Origin of the sequence: Paenibacillus sp. FSL L8-0644, from assembly GCF_038008165.1 — a bacterium.
Classification (GTDB): Bacteria; Bacillota; Bacilli; order Paenibacillales; family Paenibacillaceae; genus Paenibacillus; species Paenibacillus polymyxa_D.
The window spans coordinates 2432353-2452209 of sequence record NZ_JBBOYN010000001.1 but is presented as its reverse complement, the minus strand read 5'-3'; the positions used below and the strand labels follow the sequence as shown (position 1 = coordinate 2452209).

The following is a 19857-nucleotide window of genomic DNA, read 5'->3' as shown; positions in this document are numbered from 1 at the left end:
TCCGATAGAACAAGTTGTGATTAAGAAGATAAACCTCATTATAGGAATTTATTGGGGTTCTGTAAAGGGAGAACTACATTTTTTATGTAAAAAAAAGACGTCAACTCATCTGGATTCCAAATGATCGACGTCTATTTGTTTAAAGTGTTAAAGTCTGACGGGTGCGTGCAGCCTAATTTCGCTCCATATAGCCAAAAATGCTCCGATGCATTTCATCCACAGCCGAAAGCCGTGCGCTATATCCGAGTAATGTTTCTCCATCAAAATGTGCATGAATGAAGCCGGAGGCCCGGAGCTTAAAAATATGGTCGTGCGTGATTCCCTTGGACAGCTTGAGATGACGGACAATCTCAATAAAGGTTCGTGGAGACTGGCTTTGATACAAATATTTTAAAATCCTAAGCCTGCTCTTCTCCCCCAAGCTTCGGATCATTCGATATTCCTGTGGGGATAAAAAATCTTCCTCCTGAACATAAATTCCTGCCGAGTAATGGCATAACAGGAGCGACCCAAATCGATAAATAATATTTATCGGCTGAAAATGGTATTGAGGCACCAGCAACACGCGCGTCAGTCCCTCGGAAGGCTCGAACCGGAAGCCATTAGTGGTACGATCCACCCACTCCATAGAGCTATATACGCCCTTCTCCTTATTTCTTCGTTCAGCTTCCTGTTCCAGACCGCTTAGAATACTTATATCCACATGGCGAAAATACTCTTCGTCCCAGCCAGATAGCAGTTGCAAAGCAAGTTTGCGAAGCTTCTCCATGTCGTCAGGCAGCGGAATCCCATAGGCTGATGCCTGTTGTTTTAATTCCTGTAAAGTTTGGCTTTCCAAACGGTCTACGACCTCTTCAACGCCCCCCTGATCAGAAAGCATACAGACAAGTCCATAAATAACCTTCCAATGTGCATTGATTTCCATGGACTCCAGCAATTCGGACAAACCTGGTGACAGCGTTCCACGCACTTGCTCCGCCCACCCGGCTGATAAGTCGGTCTTCTTGTAAGCCTTGCGGCAAATAAAGGTGTGTAAGCTGCTGAGCAGCTCAAACACCGGTCCATATGCTACATGTACATCGTAAGGAGCATTCACGTCGTGACTCATCGCTTTCTGTCCTCTTTTCTATCATATCTGATGTCCATTATACATACTATCGTACACCCATTCATTCTTAGTGAGCCATTCGTACGAGAATTTAGCAAAACACAGACACAAATATGAAGGAAACAAGCGCTATAATCAAAGCGCAAAAAAAGCCTGATCTCACCAGACTTTAACTTTTCAGCTATGAATTCAAAAAGGTTGTCTCCCACAAATATCGCAGGAGACAACCTTGGGTCAAATAGTATAATGTTTAAAGTTTGTTAGCTGCTACTTTCCACTCTAAAATTCCTGTGGATGCTGAACCTTTGGATACCATTTCAATTCTTAATTTCGTTGTTTTTACAGGCCTAAAAGTAGTTGTATTATACTGGTCTGCCGAAGCACCCAATCCATTAGCCTGCTTGACATTGGACCAGCTGCGACCATTCCAATACTTAATCTTGTAAGACTTAGGAACATCAATGCCACCGCCATCTTTAAACCAATAGACATCCGTTTGGGATACCGTATATTCTTGATCAAAATCATATTGGACCCATTGTGTACCTGTCTCAGGCCAAAATGAAAAAACCGTTTATTCACTGAATCAATTCCATCACAGAATTTGATTTTGGAACAAACGGCTCTATTTATAAGCTTTTTCACACTACTCTAGTAATTTTTTAGCGGGTAGGAAAACGAGAGGTATCCTTCTTAACCTAGCTCCAGGTATAACGCAACATCCAGGTATCCACTCTGTTATTTTGGGAGAATTTCCGGCCCACATAATAGTTGGCACAGGAAAACCACCCCTAGGCTCATGCTCTACTCTATGGATTTCAATGCCGATTCAGCCAGTGAAGCCAGTAGCTTCGCTGTTCCCGGCAACGCACGTTCGTCCAAATCAAAGGCAGGATGATGCCATTCCTGGCTTCCCTCAGTGCCGACAAAGACAAATACACCTGGGATGTTCTTCTGATAAAACCCAAAATCTTCGCTCGCCGAGGATGGTATGGGACGAACGACATCCAGACCGACCGCTTCCGCCGCCTCTTGCGCGATAGCGGCCAACTTACCGTCATTCAGAACAGGTGGCGGACCCTCGATCCAGCGGATGGTTGCTTTCGTGCTGAAAGCATCGGCAACACCTTTTACGACCTGCTCGAAGCGTTCAGTCACCTGAGCGCGAACATTCTCGTCAAATGTGCGGATTGTTCCGTCCAAATGGGCGCGGTCAGGAATGATGTTCCAAGCATTGCCACTGTGCAGCTTGGTGACGCTAATGACCGCACTATCCAGCGGATTAACGCTGCGACTCACAATGGATTGCAGCGCCGTAATGATATGTGACGATACCACGATAGGGTCAATCCCTGCATGCGGCACTGCCGCATGTGTGCTCAGACCCTCCACCTCGATGTAAAAACCATCCGCCGCTGCCATTAGCGGACCTTCTTTGATGCCGACCGTGCCTACGGGCAGGTCTGGCTTGTTATGTAGGCCAAATATGGCCTGCACCCCTGCCAACGCACCGCTGTCCAGCACTTGGGCAGCGCCTTTGGCCTTTTCCTCAGCTGGCTGGAACACCAGCCGAACCGTGCCTTTCAGCTCCTGCTCCCGCTGCTTCAGGAGTATGGCTGCTCCTAACAAGGACGCGGTATGAAAATCATGCCCACAAGCATGCATCTTGCCCGGATGCACCGAAGCATAAGGCAATCCCGTCTCCTCCTGAATAGGCAACGCATCAATGTCTGCACGAAGCGCGACAGTTGGTCCCTCCTGCCGTCCGCCAATTTCCGCTACTAATCCGGTACGCAGCGGCACATCCAGAATCGTTATATTCTGTTCTTCCAGCAGACCACGGATAAAGGCTGTAGTTTCAACCTCCTCGTTAGATAGCTCGGGATTTCGATGCAGATGGCGGCGAATGCCCACCAGCTTCTGCTCTAAAACCTGCCCCTTCGTCCCGGTTGATCCACTCATCCCTATTCCTCCTTCGTGAACCCAAAATAGTTACAATTCTCTCAAACCAACAATTTCTAGGACTGCACAGGCAATCCGGCAAAAGCTTCATGCAACAACTCGAACGAGCGCACGCGCTTGTGTATATCTCTTATTCCTGTCGTAACGATCAGCTCATCGACCTGATACTTCGCTTGAATTTCCGTCAGGACAGCATAAATTTCGTCTTTATTCCCTTTGTTAATTTGCGCTTGTGTAGCTTCAATTGTATATTCTTCACCCGATTGCTTGCCAAACTCTTCTGCACTTTCCAGCGTGCCCACCGTAGCCGTCTTGCCACTGGCCAGATGAATTTTGTACAGCTTGTGCTCACCTGCTAACTCTGCAGCTTCCTCGGAAGTGTCCGCTACGATGACTGAAAGCGCAAAAAGAGCTTTCGGCTCACGTCCATAACTATAATCGAAGGACGCCCGATACGTACGGAATGATTCCAATGCAACCTGCTCATTACTATTGATAAATTGCGAGAAAACATAGGGCAACCCCAAACGCGCAGCAATTCCAGCACTGTCTGTACTTGTACCCAAAACGTAAATATCCGCTGGTATTTCCGGAATCGGAATCGCCTGTAACCCGGCTAACGGTCCTTCTTCAGACGGAATATTATGAATATAGCGACTTACTTCATCAATTTTTTCTTCGAGAGAAGGCGCATCATGAACGTTTCGTTGTAACGCCTGTGTGGATTTCGGCAACCCGCCCGGCGCGCGTCCGATTCCCAAATCTACGCGACCCGGTGCAAGAGAGGACAGCACATTAAAGTTTTCAGCTACTTTATAAGGGCTGTAATGCTGAAGCATCACTCCACCAGAACCGACTTTAATACGCTCAGTGCGTGCCAGCAGATGGGAAATGAGTACCTCTGGCGAAGAGCCCGCAACCTGCTCGGAATCGTGATGCTCTGATACCCAGAAGCGCGTAAATCCCAATTCCTCTACACGCTGTGCTAGCTTAATCGTATTACGAAGGGCCTGCGCTGCCGTTTCCCCCTCGTGTATAGGGCTTTGATCCAATACTCCGATTTTAATACTCATGTCTCCCTCTCCCGTCTAAATTGAATAGTTATATTCCGGTGTAATCCGTTTCAGGAATTGTTGGGTACGTTCCTCTTTGGGGCGGTTAAAAATGTCGTCCGGTGTGCCTTCCTCGATAATATGACCGCCATCCATAAATACCACATGATTTGAAACATCGCGCGCAAAGCCCATTTCATGTGTAACGACAATCATCGTAATGCCTTCCTTCGCAATCTTGCGGATCACCGACAGCACCTCACCCACCAATTCAGGGTCCAGCGCCGAAGTCGGCTCGTCAAATAAAATCACTTCCGGGTTCAGCGCCAAAGCACGCGCTATGCCGACACGCTGCTGCTGCCCACCGGATAGCTGACTTGGATAATGATTCAGTTTCTCACCCAGACCGACCTTTTCCAGCACTTCAATGCTGATCTTTTTCGCTTCCTCCTGCTTGACCTTGCGGACAACGACAAGTCCTTCCATGACATTTTCCAGTGCTGTTTTATGCTTGAACAAATTGTATTGCTGGAAAACCATAGCCGTCTTTTGGCGTAGAGCCAAAACATCCTTCTTCGCAGGTCGCTTGCAGTTCACTGTAAAATCGCCAATGCTGACTTCCCCATCATTCGGCTTTTCCAGATAATTAATGCAGCGTAGCAGAGTCGTTTTTCCTGAACCGCTCGGTCCTAAAATAACGACGACCTCGCCTTTGTTCACGGTCAAATCAATGCCTTTAAGCACTTCATGTTTGCCGAACGACTTCGTAATATTTTGCAGACGGATCATGATGCTCGACCTCCATTAAACACATTGATTTTTTTCTCCACCAACCCAGATATTCGCTCAATCAATACCGTCAAGCCCCAAAATAGCAGTGCAGCTGCGATATATACCTCCAAATATTTCCAGTTGGTAGATGCCAGAATTTCAGCCTGTGCCTGGATTTCTGTGACAGAAACCGTGAAAGCCAAGGTAGAGCCATGAAGCATCCCAATAACGGAATTCGTCAGATTTGGCAAACTCACCACGAATGCCTGCGGAAATACAATCCGTCTCAGCACTTGCCACGTCGTCATCCCGACAGCATAAGCCGCCTCGATCTGCCCCTTGTTGACCGATTGAATTCCAGAACGGACGACCTCAGACATATACGCGCCACTGGTAATGGAAAACGAAATGAGTGCAAATACCATATAAGGAACATCTTTGGATTGCAGCGGCCAGCCGAAATGCTTCGCTCCCGCATCAATTAACAAAGGCAAACTGAAATAAATAAGCAGCAAATGCATCAGCATCGGTGTGCCACGGATAAAGGTAACGTAACCGTGAGAAATCTGGGATAACACAGGAACCTTATAGATTCGCGCCAGCGCCGTTATTATACCGATGACCAACCCTGCCAGTACAGAAACCACCGTAATCATTAAGGTGTTGGGCAACGCGGAGAACAACCCTAAAAAGGCAGTATATATAAATCCAAAATCCAGACTCATATGCCTTTACCTCCTTTACTCAGACGAGGACTTCTCAGGTAGCGCACCACAAAACTTTTTCGTTTTTCGGGTTCTTTCTGCACTTCATCCCGATGCTCATGCCGGAGAAGCGTATTTTCCAGCACCCTGAACAATTTTTGTAAAATCAGACTGATGACCAGATAAATAAGGGATAACGCGATGTAGGTTTCAACAAAATGCTGGGTAGCCGACCCTAATGTCTGTGATTTCCCTGTCATGTCCATCGCTCCGATTGTAAATGCCAGCGAGGTATCCTTCAGATTGCCAATCACCAGATTGGAAAATACCGGAATCACCACAGCCAGCGCTTGCGGCATTATGATACGTGTAAAGGTCTGATAGCCTGACATGCCGACGGACTGTGCAGCCTCGATTTGTCCTCGGTCTACTGCCTCTACTCCTGACCTGATAATTTCGGAAATAAAGGCTCCACTATTGAGTGCGTAGGTCGCTACAGCAAACCACAGCACATCCCATCTGGAGGAATTGATATCTACCAGCTTTAGTAGCTCTGGCAGGCCGTAATACACCAGAAACAATTGGATTAGAATAGGTGTTCCGCGAAAAAAGGAAACATACACCTGAGAAACACGTTTGAGAAATGAAATGTTATACATGCGAGGCAGCGCAACCAACAGACCAATGATAAGCCCCAATACAAGCGAGCTTGCTACAATAAACAAGGTGATGTGTAAGTAAGACAGCATTTTCGGGATAAAGCTAAAAACATAGTCAATATTGAACTCTCTGCTCATATGCCTGCCCCCTTTCTATACATCAGCGGTCAGAATACATAGAGTACCCTGACCGCTGAAATGTCCAAGTCTATCCTTACTTTTTACTGCTGTTACCTTCCTTTTTCACATCTTCCAGAGACTTCGTGAAATCCTCTCCAAGCCATTTAATGCTCAGCTTCGACAGCGTACCGTCGTCCTTCACTTCCTGAATGGCTTTGTCCAGGTCATCCGCCAATCCTTGCTCATTTTTATTCAGTACATACAGTACATCCGATTGAGTCAAAGGATCACCAACGGTTTTCAGAGCTACTTCTCCTTTTTCATCGGTGTTAAAACGGTTCGCAAAGTCTGTCGTAACGGTAGCATCTATACGGCCACTCGTAATTTGTTGCACCGTATCATTGGCCGCACCACTCGTATAAACGATATTCAGGGCATCTCCATGGTTTTTGTTATATTCTTTTAGCACATACGCCGCATTGCTGGTTGGGCTGGTAAGTACCTTTTTCCCTTTCAAATCATCAATGGAATGAATGGTATTGTTATCCTTCGCTACAGCGACTCTGTTCAGAAAAATGCTATATGGATTTTTGTTGAACAGATACTTGGCTTCGCGCTCCGGGTTTTTTTCCATTTGATGCGATACCAGATCAATCTTGCCGGCATCGAGACTTAGCAGCAAATTTCCAAAGTCCATCGTTTTGAATTCAAACTCGTATTGAGGCAGGCGCTTGTCCAGCTCCTTAATCAGCTCCACATCAAAACCTGTTAAATTTCCGTTTTCGTCAATAAAGCATACATTTTTGAATTGAGTACCTGTGCCTACGATAATTTTCTTCACGTCTCCGCTCGAACCTGACGCGCTAGACGCGTTATCTGAGGAACCGCAGCCTGCCAACACCAGGATGATTGCCATAACAGACAATATTGCAAACCACTTTTTCATATGAATCCCCCTCATCTCTTTGTATATCAGCAGTTTGCGACATACATGGTAGCTACAACATTCAATAATTCATAATCCCTATGAGTTTAATCGGTTTTAGGATGTGACTAATTTAACACCTGGAAACCTATACGTCAATCCACCAAGCTATAGAACTTTTCTATAACAAAACAGCACCCCGGAAACCTTCTGTCAGTGCATCTGCAAAATCCGAGGTCACTGCACAGTCTTCTTTGGTCGCTATTATGCTAATCTGCATCGACACCCCAGCTACCTCTGGAACATGGATACGGAACAGTTTCTGATCTTTCACTTCACGGTTCACACAGACATCCGGCAAAAAGGCAATACCCGCTTCTTCCAATACCAGCTTTTTGGCCGTGACCACATTGTCTACCTGAAAAGCAATGTCCGGGGGCTGCTCCAGTGATTCAAAAGCGCGATGAATTCTCATCCAATCTAGTGATCCACATTCGAAAAACACCAGTGTTTCACGTTGAATATCCTGTATGCTGGCCTTTCCTGTCTTCATAAACGGATGGCCGTCGTATACATACAGAGAAATCGGATCTTCATAAAAAGCAAGCGTACGGATAGCCGGATGCATCACTTTACGGACAAAACTAATGTCTACCTCACGGTTCAACAGTTTATGTAGCAGTTGATCCGTCGTAGCCGTCACAATTTTGTAGTTAACCTCCGGATAACGGACACGAAGCTGCTTTAATATTTCAGGAATGATATAGTTCGACACCGATATCGTGCAGCCAATTCGAATTTGCTGAGGGGCTTTATTACGCTGTTGGAGCTTTTGCTTCCCTTTTTGCAGCACCTGAAGCATCTGCTCCGCATAAGGAAGAAACTTTCGTCCATCCTCCGTCAAAACCGTTTGCTTACTTTGGCGGTCGAACAGCTTGCATTCTAGCTCGCGCTCTAGCGTCTGAATCCGGGCTGTAACAGAGGGCTGGGACAAGAACAAGGCTTCTGCCGCCTTGTTAAAGCTCCCATAATGATTCACGTATACAAAGGCTTCCATATTCTCGATATTCATACGCAAGTCCCCCAGTAAGTTTTATATACACTTATCCAATATGTTAACTCGGTTTTTTTGTATCATAAAACTCACTGAACGACCTGTCAATGGACATATTGAAAAAAATATCTATAATTTTAATAGCTCATTTAATTCTTTAACAGAACGTTCCAACCGTGCAACCAATTCTTCGGACAACCCGTATAGTCCATCTGGCAGACGTTCGACCCACTGATCCACTGCATACACCCCGCCAAGAATATGTCTTCCGCCCAGTGCATTGATAACCGGCTTCAATGCATAGTCAATGACCAGCAGGTGAGCCAGTGTGCCTCCGATAAATAAAGGCAAGACAGGTTTCCCTCTTAGTCCCTCCTGCGGAACCAAATCCAGAAAGATTTTCAATAGTCCTGAATAGGACGCCTTATAGACTGGAGAAGCCACAATGACGGCATCCGCTGCTGCAATCAGCGCAAGTGATGCTGTGATGTCGGGGCTGTTAAAGTTAGCTGTGACTAGATCCTCCGCTGGCAAGTCGACCACATTCAGTAATGTGACCTCCGCTCCAGCCTGCTGCAACTGCTCCGTTGTATAGTGAATCAAGCCGTATAAACGGGATTGTGTAGACGGACTGCCTGATAGGATGACAACCTTGGACATATTTTTTCCTCCTTCTGTTATGCGTCAACCTTCACTTTGGATCTGGCCGCTGTGTAGCGGTTCTCAGGTATAGGCACGCCCAAGTTTTCACGCAGTGTGCTAAATTCATAATCCTGACGGTACACACCGCGTTCCTGCAAAATAGGCACAACCAGATTTATGAAGTCATGCAGACCCGATGGTACATCAGAACCAATAATGAATCCGTCTGCTCCTTTTCTATCAAACCACTCCTGCACTCGATCCGCCACCTGCTCAGCGGTTCCGATAAAAGAGGTTCTCGGTGTAGCTGAACGCAACGCAACCTCGCGTAAGGTCAAGTTTTGTTCCTTGGCTACTCGTTTGATTTTATCTGTACCGCTGCGGAACGCATTGCTGCCAATACCATCAAGCTCAGGGAATGGCTCATCCAGCAGATATTGTGAGAAATCATGATGATCGAAGAAACGTCCCAAATATTTTAGCGCAGCCTCAATCGTCACCAGATTAGTGATCTCTTCATACTTACGTTCCGCTTCCTCCGTTGTATTGCCAATAATCGGCGATATGCCCGGCAAAATGACAATATCCTCTTCGGATCTACCATAGCGTACCGCACGTTCTTTCACATCACGATAAAACTGCTGCGCTTCCTCTAACGTTTCATGTCCTGTAAATACAGCATCCGCTTCCTTAGCGGCCAGGTTTTTGCCATCCTCGGAGGAACCTGCCTGGAAAATAACCGGCTGTCCCTGCTTGGATCGTCCAATGTTCAGCGGACCCTGCACAGAGAAAAACTCACCTTTATGGTTCAATGTATGCAGCTTTTCAGGATCAAAAAATACTCCAGCTTCCTTATCACGAACGAACGCATCCGCTTCCCACGAGTCCCACAGTCCTTTCGTAACCTGTAAATATTCCTCTGCAATTTTATAGCGCTGCGGATGCGACGGGTGCTCGCCTTTGCTAAAGTTAAGGGCAGAGCCTTCCAGCGGGGAAGTCACCACATTCCAGCCTGCACGACCTCCGCTAATATGATCAATGGAAGAAAACTGGCGTGCTACCGTGAACGGTTCGCTATAGGAAGTCGACAATGTGCCAACCAGTCCGATATGCTTCGTCACTCCAGCCAAAGCAGACAAAATCGTAATTGGCTCAAAACGGTTCAGAAAGTGAGGAATGGATTTTTCGTTAATGAACAGGCCATCTGCGATAAATACGAGGTCGAACTTTCCTTCCTCTGCCTTTTGCGCCTGCGTTTTATAAAATTCAAAGTTAACACTCGCGTCCGCAGGTACTTCAGGGTGACGCCAAGTCGTCATGCTTCCCCCAACGCCGTGAATAATCGCACCAAATTTAATTTGTTTATTCTTAGCCATAACTCTTCCACCTCTCTTGAACATGATTGTTATACCACTTGATTGTAACTTTCCAGCACTTTACCCAACTCTTCCAGATCCGGGTTGAGCAGGGCTTCATATTTGTTATCCCCGCCTACTTCGACGACAGGAACATAACGAACACCATATTTGGTTTCCAGCACGTCACGCAGCGCATCATTTCCGTCCACTTGGATATTTTCATACGGCTGATTTTGGGATTCCAGGTACGATTTGATCTCTCCACAAAAATGACAGCCGGTTTTGCTCCACAATACAACTTTAGGTTTGGACGACATATACATACCTCCGTGAGCTTAATGTTTATAATTCCGATGAATTAAATAAGGATTATATTTATAATGTATCCTGCCGACCCTTTTCCGTCAATCGCTTGTGTAATAGACATTGCTAATTCAACGATAGAAAATTTTAATCTTATATCGTATTTAATCGGTTTATTGGTAGCTCAGTTATTTAAATTTAGGGGAATTGGAGTTTAAATGTGCCTTGACGCGGATATCCTTGGAATAGTAGCGCCCTTGTGGCGAAATGAAATGGGGTTGAGTAAATGCAGGATTGGGCCGAGGTTGCTATACGCACATTAATGGCTGTCGCTATATTATTTTTAATCACCAAAATTCTTGGAAAACGTCAGGTATCCCAGCTTTCCTTGTTCGAATATATAACAGGAATCACGATAGGTAACCTGGCTGCTACCATTCCTATGGAGCGTGAATCCACCTGGTATCTAGGCCTCATAGCCTTGTCAGTATGGGTACTGACAACACTTGGCATTGAATATTTGCAAATTAAAAGCAAGAAAATCAGAGATATAACAGATGGAAGGACAACAATCCTGATCAAAGACGGCAAAATTTTAGAGGATAATCTGAGAAAGGAACGGCTCACCCTGGATGAACTCATGGAGCAGCTACGAAGCAAGAATGTATTCAAAGTATCTGATGTAGAATTTGCTCTCATGGAAACCAGTGGCGAAGTCAATGTGCTGTTAACCAAAGACAAGCAGCCTGTAACGCTTAAAGATTTGAATATGTTTCAGCTACCGGAGAAGGAACCCACAGCAGTCATTATGGATGGACAACTTATGGAGCAACAAATGGCATATATGGGGATTACTCAACAATGGCTGGATGCCAAGCTAAAGGAAAAGAGCCTGACGGTCAAAGATGTGTTTTTCGCGCAGGTGGACACGCAAGGGGAGCTATATATTGACCAATACAGTGATAATGTACAGATGTCCAAGGCACAGGATTCGAATCAAGCTGTGCTGACGCTGCTGCAGCAATGTACAACCGAGCTGCAAAAACTGGCTACGAATTCCAGCGAACAGCAAAGGAAACAGTTGTATGAGCTATGCTCACACAACTTGAAGGAAGCTATCCAGGAAATGCAGCCGGTAAATTCATCTAAATCCTGAGCTTATACGTATATAACATAAGAGTATAAGCATGGGAGTTAAAAAGGAGCGTCCTTCAGCCGCTTATGGCTTTGAAGACGCTCCTTTTTATATTACTGTGCCGGTGTACATTTCACAGTTGTTGCTGCCTTTCATTCCTTGCCGGCGCAGCGGCAGCATAACCGTAAATACCGTTCCTTCTCCCACCTTGCTGGATACAGAGATAGAGCCGGTATGCATCTCTGTTATTTTATAAGCAATGGACAGTCCCAAGCCGCTGCCTCCTGCAGTTCGGGCCCGTGACTGGTCTGCTTTATAAAACCGTTCAAAAATGCGTTGCTGATCCTGTTCGTTGATGCCCTGTCCCGTGTCCGCAATGCGGATAACCGCCTGTTCACCGTTACTTGAAAGAGAAACAGATATGCTTCCACCCTGTGGTGTAAATTTAATGGCATTGTGAAGGAGATTTACCCAAACCTGGCCCATCAGATCCTCGTCCGCGTTAATCTCAACGATATCCACCTCAACAGTCATCTCGATTTTTTTAGCCTCCCATTGCGGTTCGCAGGCGAGAATAAGCGAAATCAGCTGCTTGTCCAGCCGATAAAGGGACGGACGAAACGGATGCCGCTCCGAATCCAGAATCGCCAGCTTCATGAGATTATCGCTTAGCTTGGATAGACGAATACACTCCGTCTCGATGATCGTCAAATACCGGTCTCGCTGCTCACGATCCAGATTCTCGTCCTTGAGCGCCTTGGCGAATCCGATTATCGAGGTCAGCGGTGAGCCGATTTCATGGGATACGTTTGAAATAAACTCCTCCCGCAGCTTTTCCATAGCCTTCAGATTTGCAGCCATATCATTGATACTGTCCACCAACTGTACATAAGGATGCGGCCTCCGATGTTTTCCGTTCCTCCCGCCGAGATCCCAATCCAGATTAATGTGAAAGTCTCCTTGCGAAATACGTTTTAAAGCATCGATCATTTCGGTAAAAGCGTGCTGTTCTCTAGGCTGGAAGAAGCGCCTTACCGTCATACTGATAATACCGAAGAAGAAAAAGCCTAGCGTCGTATTCATAAGAAAGACGAACAAACCATGGGGAGCCCATGACATGTGCGAATAGATCGCCTCCATAATAAAGAACGCGGCAGTCCAGCTGAGATACAGCACCAATAACACCAGCATGAGTCTCGCAAGGATATGGAGGAATCCCGGTTCTCGTTTCATTGCCTTACCTCCAGCCGATAACCCAATCCTCGGATCGTACTGATCCGGAAGGAGTGGCTTGCCTCCAGAAACCGTTCCCGAAGGCGTTTGATATGGACATCAACCGTTCTTTCGTCTCCCTCATAATCATAACCCCAGATCTGTTCGATCAACTGGTCGCGGGTAAAGGTTTTGCCAGGATAGCTGGCCAGCTTGAAGAGCAGCTCAAATTCCTTGCGCGGCAGGGTAAACTCCTCTTGCCCAGCCCGGCATTCAAATGTATCACTCCGCAGGACAAGATCTCCGACAGTCACTGATTTGGAAACCATGATACGATAGCGTTTTAATAAAGCCTTCACGCGTGCAACAAGCACCATGGGGTCGAATGGCTTGACAAGATAGTCGTCCGTTCCGAGCGCGAAACCTTTCACGATCTGTGACGTCTCGCTTTTAGCTGTAAGCATAAGCAGCGGCAGGTCGGTTTGCTCTCTCAGCTTACGGCACAACTCCCAACCATCCATTCCCGGCATCATGATATCAAGAACAAGTAAATCGACCTTGATTTGCTCAAAAATGCGCATCGCGTCCAATCCATCCACCGCCTCGACTACATCCAGACCTTCCATCCTCAAAAAGTGTCCGACCATTTCGCGAATATGCGGATCATCATCAACGACCAATACACGCGCCATTTCAATCCCCCCCCTAACTAGTTCTGCCTTAAATCTCTCATCCTCGTCAAGAAGACTGCCATCTTATGCTTTACGCATATATGCACGCACCGTAAGCGGCGCGAAGATCGCCACAATGACTGTAGCGCCAAGCAGGGAGATCGCCAGTTCCCCGCCAATCGTTCCCGTATTCGCAAGCTCCCTGACTGCGTTCACAAGATGTGAAATCGGGTTAACGTTCACAAACCACTGTAGCCAACCAGGCATTGTGTCCACAGGCACAAATGCGTTGGAAACAAAAGTGAGCGGAAACAGAACAATCATGGAGATGCCCTGTACACTGGAAGCAGTGCGGGCAATCACGCCAAAGAAGGCGAAAATCCAGCTGACTGCCCAGGAACACACGATGACCAAAAGCGCGGCGATAGCAACACTCAGCAGCCCTCCCTCTGGCCGATACCCCAAAATATACCCCATGGCGAAGGTAAGTACAGTCGCAATAGTATACCGGATACTGTCAGCCAGCAGAGCTCCAGCCAAAGGCGCAATACGTGCGATTGGGAGTGACTTGAACCTGTCGAACACTCCTTTGTCCATATCCTCACGTAGTTGGACGCCGGTAACGACGGAGGTCGAGATCACAGTCTGCACGAGGATGCCTGGAATAATAACCGGCAAATAATGCTGCACGTCTCCTGAGATGGCGCCACCAAAGATATAGGTAAACATAAGTGTGAAAATGATCGGCTGGAGCGTGACATCAAACAATTGCTCGGGAGTATGCCGGATCTTCAGAATGCCCCGGTAGGCCATCGTCATGGAATTGAAGAACGCCTGTCTTAAACTCACAGACTTCTTCAATGTGCGATCAAAACCTGTCATAACCGTAGTGCTCTTCATGCTCTCGCCCCCTCCCCAGCATGCGCTCCTTGGGACGTCTGCTGCTCGTTTACTTGTGCCCCATGACCAGTGATGGACAAAAACACCTCGTCAAGCGTCGGCTTTTGCACACTCATTTCTGCTAGACGAATCTCTCCAGTACGGAGGGCAATCAGCAGGTCCGTTACCCGATCTGCATTGGCCATCGGAGAAATAATCTTTCCAACTTCCACTGACACGCTGGACTTGACTGAAAGCACCTGTTCAACGATCTGAACAGCTCTCTCAATGTCCTGTTGATTTTGCACTTTGAGTTGCAGAGTCGACGCCCCCACTGCCGCTTTCAGTTCATCCACCGTACCCTCAGCGACTACCCGGCCATGATCGATCACCGCGATTCGGTCAGCAAGTTGATCCGCCTCGTCGAGGTACTGGGTAGTGAGCAGTACGGTGGAACCGGTCTTGACCAGACGCCGGATCGTGTCCCACATCTTGACACGCGTGCGCGGGTCTAGTCCGGTAGTCGGCTCATCCAGGAAGATCAGCGGCGGCTTAGCGATGAGACTGGCGGCCAAGTCCAGTCGGCGGCGCATGCCTCCCGAAAAATTTTTTAACGGTCGCTTGGCTGCTTCGGCCAAGCCAAATTCCTCCAACAGCTCCGCTGCCTTATGACGCGCCTCGGCACGTCCCAGTCCAAGCAGTCTAGAGAAGATGATCAAGTTCTCAGTAGCGCTAAGCGACTCATCGACCGATGCGTATTGGCCTGTTACCCCGATCAATTGACGCACAACCTGCGGCTCCTTTACTACATCGTGCCCGAAGATACGCGCTGATCCACCATCAGGTCGCAATAACGTTGACAGCATTCGGATGGTAGTCGTCTTACCTGCTCCATTAGGGCCGAGCACACCGTAGATCGTGCCAGCATGGACATTCAAATCGACACCGTCAACCGCATGCTTATCACCAAAAGTTTTAACGAGTCCCCTTGCTTCAATGGCCAAGGTCTCTTTTTTGTCTGTATAATCCACATTCATATCCTCCCTATACGGTTTCTATAGCGAGAATAACCCACGTTTATGAACTGAATATGAATAGAAAGATATTGAACCTATTTACACTGTAAAAAAATAATCTCGTTCTACCTTGCTCACTCTTAAACCAAATGTTTTATACCACTCGGATTTCCCTTTTTCCTGCGCTACCTTGTGCAGCTCGTTATGTTTCCAATTTTTTATAGCGTCTAGAGACTCCCAATAGGAAACTGTGATGCCTACTCCATTGTGATCACGAACACTTTCCACACCTAGAAAACCAGGCTGCTCGGCAGCCAGTTCCACCATTTTGTCTCCCATCACTCCGTATCCGCCATCTCCTTCCGTACGTTCAGAAGTAAAGATAGCCGCATAATAGGGTGGCCGAGGAGTTTTAGCAATTGAGTTCATATGTTCCTCCTAAAACAAAAATATATAACCTTTCTTTCATTTGATTATAATCATAAATATTAAATAAAAAAAATGAATATATCTGATATGATACATGAATATATTTCATTAAAAATAGGAGTGAACACGAATTTGTTTAAATATAAGATTTTTCTTTGCGTAGTTGAAATGGGAAGTTTCACAAAGGCCGGGGAAGTTTTAAATCTTACACAATCAGCAATCAGCCATGCGATCTCTGGATTGGAACATGAGCTAGGGTTGACTCTTCTGATCCGAGGTCGTTCAGGCATCAGATTGACCAATAACGGGGAAAGATTGATGAAGCAATTTAGAGAGATCGTACAAATGGACGAAAAGCTCTACCAAGAGGTAGCTCTAATTAAAGGATTGGAAATCGGAACCGTAAAGATCGGCACATTTTCAAGCGTCTCTATTCATTGGCTGCCCCGTATTCTAAAAAAATTCAATGAGCAGTTTCCTCTTATTGAAATAAAACTGCTCGATGGGAACTACCATGAAATTGAGAGCTGGATAATCAGTGGGGAGGCTGATTTCGGCTTTGTGAACCTCCCCACGCTAGACACATTAGAGGCGTTGCCCTTAAAAGAAGAAAGCATGCTTTGTCTACTTCCTTCCGATCATATTCTGGGAAAGCAAGCCTCCATTCGAGTAGAACAGCTCAGAGATGAGCCTTTTATTATGCCTGTTGCAGGCTGTGACACCGATGTAAGGAATATTTTTTCACAGCATAATATGTCACCTAAAATCAAATATGAATTAGAAGATGACCATGCGATTATGGCTATGGTGCAGAATGGACTAGGCGTGAGTATTCTTCCTGAAATGATCCTGTCTCACATTCCTTACGACATCTCTATTCGTCCATTGGATGAGAGGCATTCCCGTACTATCGGTATCGCTACCGCTTCCTTAAAAAATGTTTCTCCAGCAGCTAAAAAATGTATGGACTTTATTAATGAATGGATCAACTAGCTTCATCATGTCGGCCAAGGAAGCGGATTTTCAAAACTGGACCAGTCCATATCCATTTCATTATCGTTCAGCAGACATTCATCTAGCTCTTCTTCCAAGTCCGGTCGATTCATTCCGATACCGATCATGACGATTTCGTTCATGCGATCGCCCCATTGTTCATCCCATTGGTCCAGAGCCTCAGGGTCAGCTGCAACGATCTCCTGCCGTTCTTCTTCGGATAATGCAGCAAGCCAGCTTCCCGCAGGGCCAAATTGAATAGATGGTCCTGCCTGACTAATACTCGCTGCCCAATCCTGCGGGGTTGCAATCCAGGCCAAACCTTTGGCGCGAACGATCTCCTCCGGCCAATAGTTCATAAATTCAGCCAATCTTGCAGGATGAAATGGTCTTCTACGACGATATACAAAGGAATTTATCCCATATTCGTCCGTTTCCGGTGTATGGCTTTCAAGCTCCAGCTCCCGAATCCATCCAGCGGATTGACTAGCCTTGTCAAAATTGAACAGCCCTGTATTCAAAATGTCCGAAGGAGCGACCTTTCCCTTGGAAGTACGAATGATTCGGGCTTCAGGCTGTAATCTCCGCAGCACACCCTCCAGCTTGTCCAGCTCCGCAGATTGAACCAGATCGCACTTATTCAGAATCAATACATCACAGGTTTCAATCTGGTCTATGAGCAAGTCCGAGATATCACGCGTGTCGTCTTCACCAGTAGCCTGCCTGCGATCCAGTAGCGTTTCTCCTGATTCAAAATCATGCCAGAAACGGTTCGCATCTACAACGGTCACCATGCAATCCAGTTTTGCCAGCGATGCCAAATCAATGCCAGTTCCTTCATCGGCGTACGTAAAGGTTTGAGCGATTGGCACAGGTTCACTGATGCCTGTAGATTCGATTAAAATATAATCAAACTCGCCTTGTTCCGTCAGCTTCTTGACCTCCAACAATAAATCTTCACGCAATGTACAGCAAATACAACCATTAGACAACTCGACCAGTTTCTCTTCTGTTCTGGACAAGCCGCCCTCTTTTTTAACCAGCTCAGCATCTATATTCACTTCACTCATGTCATTGACGATGACTGCTACTTTCATTCCGTCCCGATTGTTTAATACATGATTCAAAATCGTTGTTTTTCCTGCACCCAAATATCCGCTCAACACGGTTACCGGTATTGGTTTCTTATTCATGCTGGTACCCTCCCTTGAATATTAGTTTTTCATTCTTTAAATCGTAATGATTACTATTAACATCAACTTTCAGTAATATACAGCATCCCTTTTGCCTTGTCAACCGTAAAAAAACTCTTGAAATGAATGACCTAAGTTATTATTAATATGAGAAATAACGATATTTAAAGAGTTTTATTTTTTAAAGCTACAGATCAGGTTCGTGGAAATATGCACAAACTGGCGACCGTAGAAGCAATACAATCTCTGGAAGTTATTTTGCATTAATGGGAGAATTAATCTTTTTGTTTTAGCGCATATATATTTTTGCCATGGTCGTTCAAATGTGGATCAGGCACCAGAAAAAAGCAGCAGATCAAAGAGAGGCTCCTGATCTGCTGCTTTTTGCCGATGATTTCTAACAAAGAATGATGCTTTATGACGAGTACAAAGTATTATTACCAAGCGTAGGCTTCTGGCGCAGGTTTTCCCGGACCCGGGAAAATCTCATTCAGCTTGGCAAGCACATCTTCGCTCAATTTGACCTCAGGTACCCGTAGAGCATCCTCTAACTGTTCTAAGGTCCGTGGTCCGATAATTGGAGCCGTTACAGCCGGATGGGACAGTACCCAAGCCAGTGCAATCACGTCTTCCTTTTCACCCAGCTCGCGGGACAATACTGCAAATTGCTCCAGCTTCGCACGATTCTGCTCCACCTTTTCCTTGGCGCGTGCGCTGCGAGAACCAGTACCTGCTAACGCATTCCGTCCCAGCAGTCCGCCCGCCAGCGGGCTCCATGGAATCACACCCAGCCCCAGCTCTTGAGCTGCCGGTAATACTTCAAGCTCGGCGGAACGTTCGTTCAAGTTGTACAAATGCTGCTCGGATACAAGCCCCAGAAAACGCCGTGCCTTCGCTTCGGCCTGCGCCACCGCAATATGCCAGCCCGCAAAATTACTGGAACCGATATAACCAACTTGTCCCCGATCCACCACGGACTCGAATACGCCCCACAGCTCATCCCATGACACGTTTCGGTCAATGTGATGCATTTGGTATAGCTCTACATGGTCGGTCTGCAGACGTTTCAGAGACGCATCCAAATGGCGGCGAATTTTGTAAGCAGACAAGCCTGATCCTGCATTGGGTCCGTCATGTTCATTTTTCATATCTCCGTATACCTTCGTTGCCAACACGACCTTCTCGCGTCTTCCGCCGCCCTGCTGGAACCAACGTCCGATAATTTCCTCTGTCCAACCTTTACGGTCATGGCCATATACATTAGCCGTATCAAAAAAGTTAATGCCCGCATCCAGCGCGGCATCCATAATTTTAAACGCATCCTTTTCTTCGGTTTCTGGTCCGAAATTCATCGTCCCCAGACATAACCGACTCACCTTTAAGCCTGACTTTCCTAAGTATGAATACTCCATACTACCTCCCGCCTTTGCCTAAGGATTTTAAAATTCCGCAAAATTACATGCCAAAAAAAGACCATACTCCGTTTATTCACCAGAACAAACCGCATTGAAACACCCCCAATGCAATTTAAAGATTGGATAGCGCATGCAAAAAAGCCTCCGCACCATGCCGAAGCATAACATGCGGAGGCCACCTCCCCGTACTACCCGCCGAATGTTAAAGAAAGTGACTTTACGGCGGATGCCAGCAGAGCTTAGGATTTGAATCTGG

General features: G+C 46.5%; 20 protein-coding genes and 3 pseudogenes. 3 read left to right on the top strand and 20 right to left on the bottom strand.

From position 1 onward, the window contains the following. Positions 1–172: 172 nt before the first annotated feature. From NSS94_RS11305 to NSS94_RS11250, 13 genes and pseudogenes are all read right to left on the bottom strand, one after another. On the bottom strand, positions 173–1108 hold the full coding sequence (locus tag NSS94_RS11305; RefSeq protein WP_341039300.1) for an ArsR family transcriptional regulator: 936 nt from the start codon (positions 1106–1108) through the stop codon (positions 173–175). Positions 1109–1358: 250 nt separating this feature from the next. Continuing rightward, positions 1359–1610: pseudogene (locus NSS94_RS26225) on the bottom strand (discoidin domain-containing protein); the annotation flags it as partial. Between the two features lie 196 nt (positions 1611–1806). Beyond that, positions 1807–1913, bottom strand: a pseudogene (locus NSS94_RS26220) (dockerin); the annotation flags it as partial. Then, complete coding sequence (locus NSS94_RS11295) at positions 1913–3070, bottom strand: amidohydrolase (protein WP_341039299.1); 1158 nt, start codon at positions 3068–3070, stop codon at positions 1913–1915. The gene NSS94_RS11295 and the pseudogene NSS94_RS26220, both read right to left, overlap by 1 nt. 56 nt (positions 3071–3126) lie before the next feature. Then, positions 3127–4143 (bottom strand): LLM class flavin-dependent oxidoreductase, encoded by a 1017-nt coding sequence (locus NSS94_RS11290; RefSeq protein WP_341039298.1) that lies wholly within the window; start codon positions 4141–4143, stop codon positions 3127–3129. A 15-nt stretch (positions 4144–4158) separates the two neighbouring features. Beyond that, positions 4159–4911 (bottom strand): amino acid ABC transporter ATP-binding protein, encoded by a 753-nt coding sequence (locus NSS94_RS11285; RefSeq protein ID WP_341039297.1) that lies wholly within the window; start codon positions 4909–4911, stop codon positions 4159–4161. Beyond that, positions 4908–5618, bottom strand: coding sequence for an amino acid ABC transporter permease (locus NSS94_RS11280; protein ID WP_340885196.1), 711 nt, complete (start codon positions 5616–5618; stop codon positions 4908–4910). Before NSS94_RS11280 ends, NSS94_RS11285 begins: the two co-directional genes overlap by 4 nt. Beyond that, positions 5615–6394 carry an amino acid ABC transporter permease gene (locus tag NSS94_RS11275; protein ID WP_341039296.1) on the bottom strand — a complete coding sequence of 260 codons (780 nt, stop codon included), beginning with the start codon at positions 6392–6394 and terminating at the stop codon, positions 5615–5617. The genes NSS94_RS11280 and NSS94_RS11275 overlap by 4 nt, the downstream gene beginning before the upstream one ends. Before the next feature lie 76 nt (positions 6395–6470). Beyond that, positions 6471–7322: a transporter substrate-binding domain-containing protein gene (locus NSS94_RS11270; RefSeq protein WP_029519118.1), complete on the bottom strand. Its 852-nt coding sequence runs from the start codon at positions 7320–7322 to the stop codon at positions 6471–6473. Between the two features lie 160 nt (positions 7323–7482). After that, positions 7483–8373, bottom strand: a complete 891-nt coding sequence (locus NSS94_RS11265; protein WP_341039295.1) for a LysR family transcriptional regulator — start codon at positions 8371–8373, stop codon at positions 7483–7485. Between the two features lie 111 nt (positions 8374–8484). After that, positions 8485–9015, bottom strand: a complete 531-nt coding sequence (ssuE, locus tag NSS94_RS11260; RefSeq protein ID WP_341039294.1) for an NADPH-dependent FMN reductase — start codon at positions 9013–9015, stop codon at positions 8485–8487. Positions 9016–9032: 17 nt separating this feature from the next. Continuing rightward, positions 9033–10373 carry an LLM class flavin-dependent oxidoreductase gene (locus NSS94_RS11255; RefSeq protein WP_069010216.1) on the bottom strand — a complete coding sequence of 447 codons (1341 nt, stop codon included), beginning with the start codon at positions 10371–10373 and terminating at the stop codon, positions 9033–9035. Between the two features lie 29 nt (positions 10374–10402). Then, complete coding sequence (locus tag NSS94_RS11250; RefSeq protein WP_029519113.1) at positions 10403–10672, bottom strand: glutaredoxin family protein; 270 nt, start codon at positions 10670–10672, stop codon at positions 10403–10405. Between the two features lie 272 nt (positions 10673–10944). Here NSS94_RS11250 and NSS94_RS11245 point away from each other — a divergent pair, with 272 nt between their 5' ends. Continuing rightward, entirely contained in the window at positions 10945–11814 is an 870-nt protein-coding gene (locus tag NSS94_RS11245) for a DUF421 domain-containing protein (RefSeq protein WP_029519112.1), read from the top strand. 87 nt (positions 11815–11901) lie between these two features. Here the strand turns inward: NSS94_RS11245 and NSS94_RS11240 are convergent, their stop codons facing one another. The 5 genes from NSS94_RS11240 to NSS94_RS11220 form a co-directional block, all read right to left on the bottom strand. After that, a complete protein-coding gene (locus NSS94_RS11240) occupies positions 11902–13026 on the bottom strand; it encodes a sensor histidine kinase (RefSeq protein WP_029519110.1) in 1125 nt (374 codons plus the stop codon). Beyond that, entirely contained in the window at positions 13023–13697 is a 675-nt protein-coding gene (locus NSS94_RS11235; RefSeq protein WP_341039293.1) for a response regulator transcription factor, read from the bottom strand. Before NSS94_RS11235 ends, NSS94_RS11240 begins: the two co-directional genes overlap by 4 nt. Before the next feature lie 63 nt (positions 13698–13760). After that, the gene (locus NSS94_RS11230) at positions 13761–14576 is read right to left on the bottom strand and encodes an ABC transporter permease (RefSeq protein ID WP_341039291.1); all 816 of its coding nucleotides are present in this window, start codon (positions 14574–14576) and stop codon (positions 13761–13763) included. Beyond that, positions 14573–15592 (bottom strand): ATP-binding cassette domain-containing protein, encoded by a 1020-nt coding sequence (locus tag NSS94_RS11225; protein ID WP_165147309.1) that lies wholly within the window; start codon positions 15590–15592, stop codon positions 14573–14575. Before NSS94_RS11225 ends, NSS94_RS11230 begins: the two co-directional genes overlap by 4 nt. A gap of 78 nt (positions 15593–15670) precedes the next feature. Continuing rightward, a complete protein-coding gene (locus NSS94_RS11220) occupies positions 15671–16000 on the bottom strand; it encodes an antibiotic biosynthesis monooxygenase family protein (protein ID WP_013310063.1) in 330 nt (109 codons plus the stop codon). 87 nt (positions 16001–16087) lie between these two features. On the opposite strand from NSS94_RS11220, the gene NSS94_RS11215 reads away from it, so the two are divergent. Continuing rightward, positions 16088–16993, top strand: a complete 906-nt coding sequence (locus NSS94_RS11215) for a LysR family transcriptional regulator (protein ID WP_340955303.1) — start codon at positions 16088–16090, stop codon at positions 16991–16993. 5 nt (positions 16994–16998) lie between these two features. On the opposite strand, the gene NSS94_RS11210 is transcribed toward NSS94_RS11215, so the two are convergent. Further along, positions 16999–18186 carry a GTP-binding protein gene (locus tag NSS94_RS11210; RefSeq protein ID WP_341039290.1) on the bottom strand — a complete coding sequence of 396 codons (1188 nt, stop codon included), beginning with the start codon at positions 18184–18186 and terminating at the stop codon, positions 16999–17001. A 171-nt stretch (positions 18187–18357) separates the two neighbouring features. Here NSS94_RS11210 and NSS94_RS11205 point away from each other — a divergent pair. Beyond that, a pseudogene (locus NSS94_RS11205) lies at positions 18358–18473 on the top strand (multidrug resistance efflux transporter family protein); the annotation flags it as partial. Positions 18474–18623: 150 nt separating this feature from the next. Here NSS94_RS11205 and NSS94_RS11200 read toward each other — a convergent pair. Next, complete coding sequence (locus tag NSS94_RS11200) at positions 18624–19598, bottom strand: aldo/keto reductase (RefSeq protein WP_340932044.1); 975 nt, start codon at positions 19596–19598, stop codon at positions 18624–18626. Positions 19599–19857: the final 259 nt, after the last annotated feature.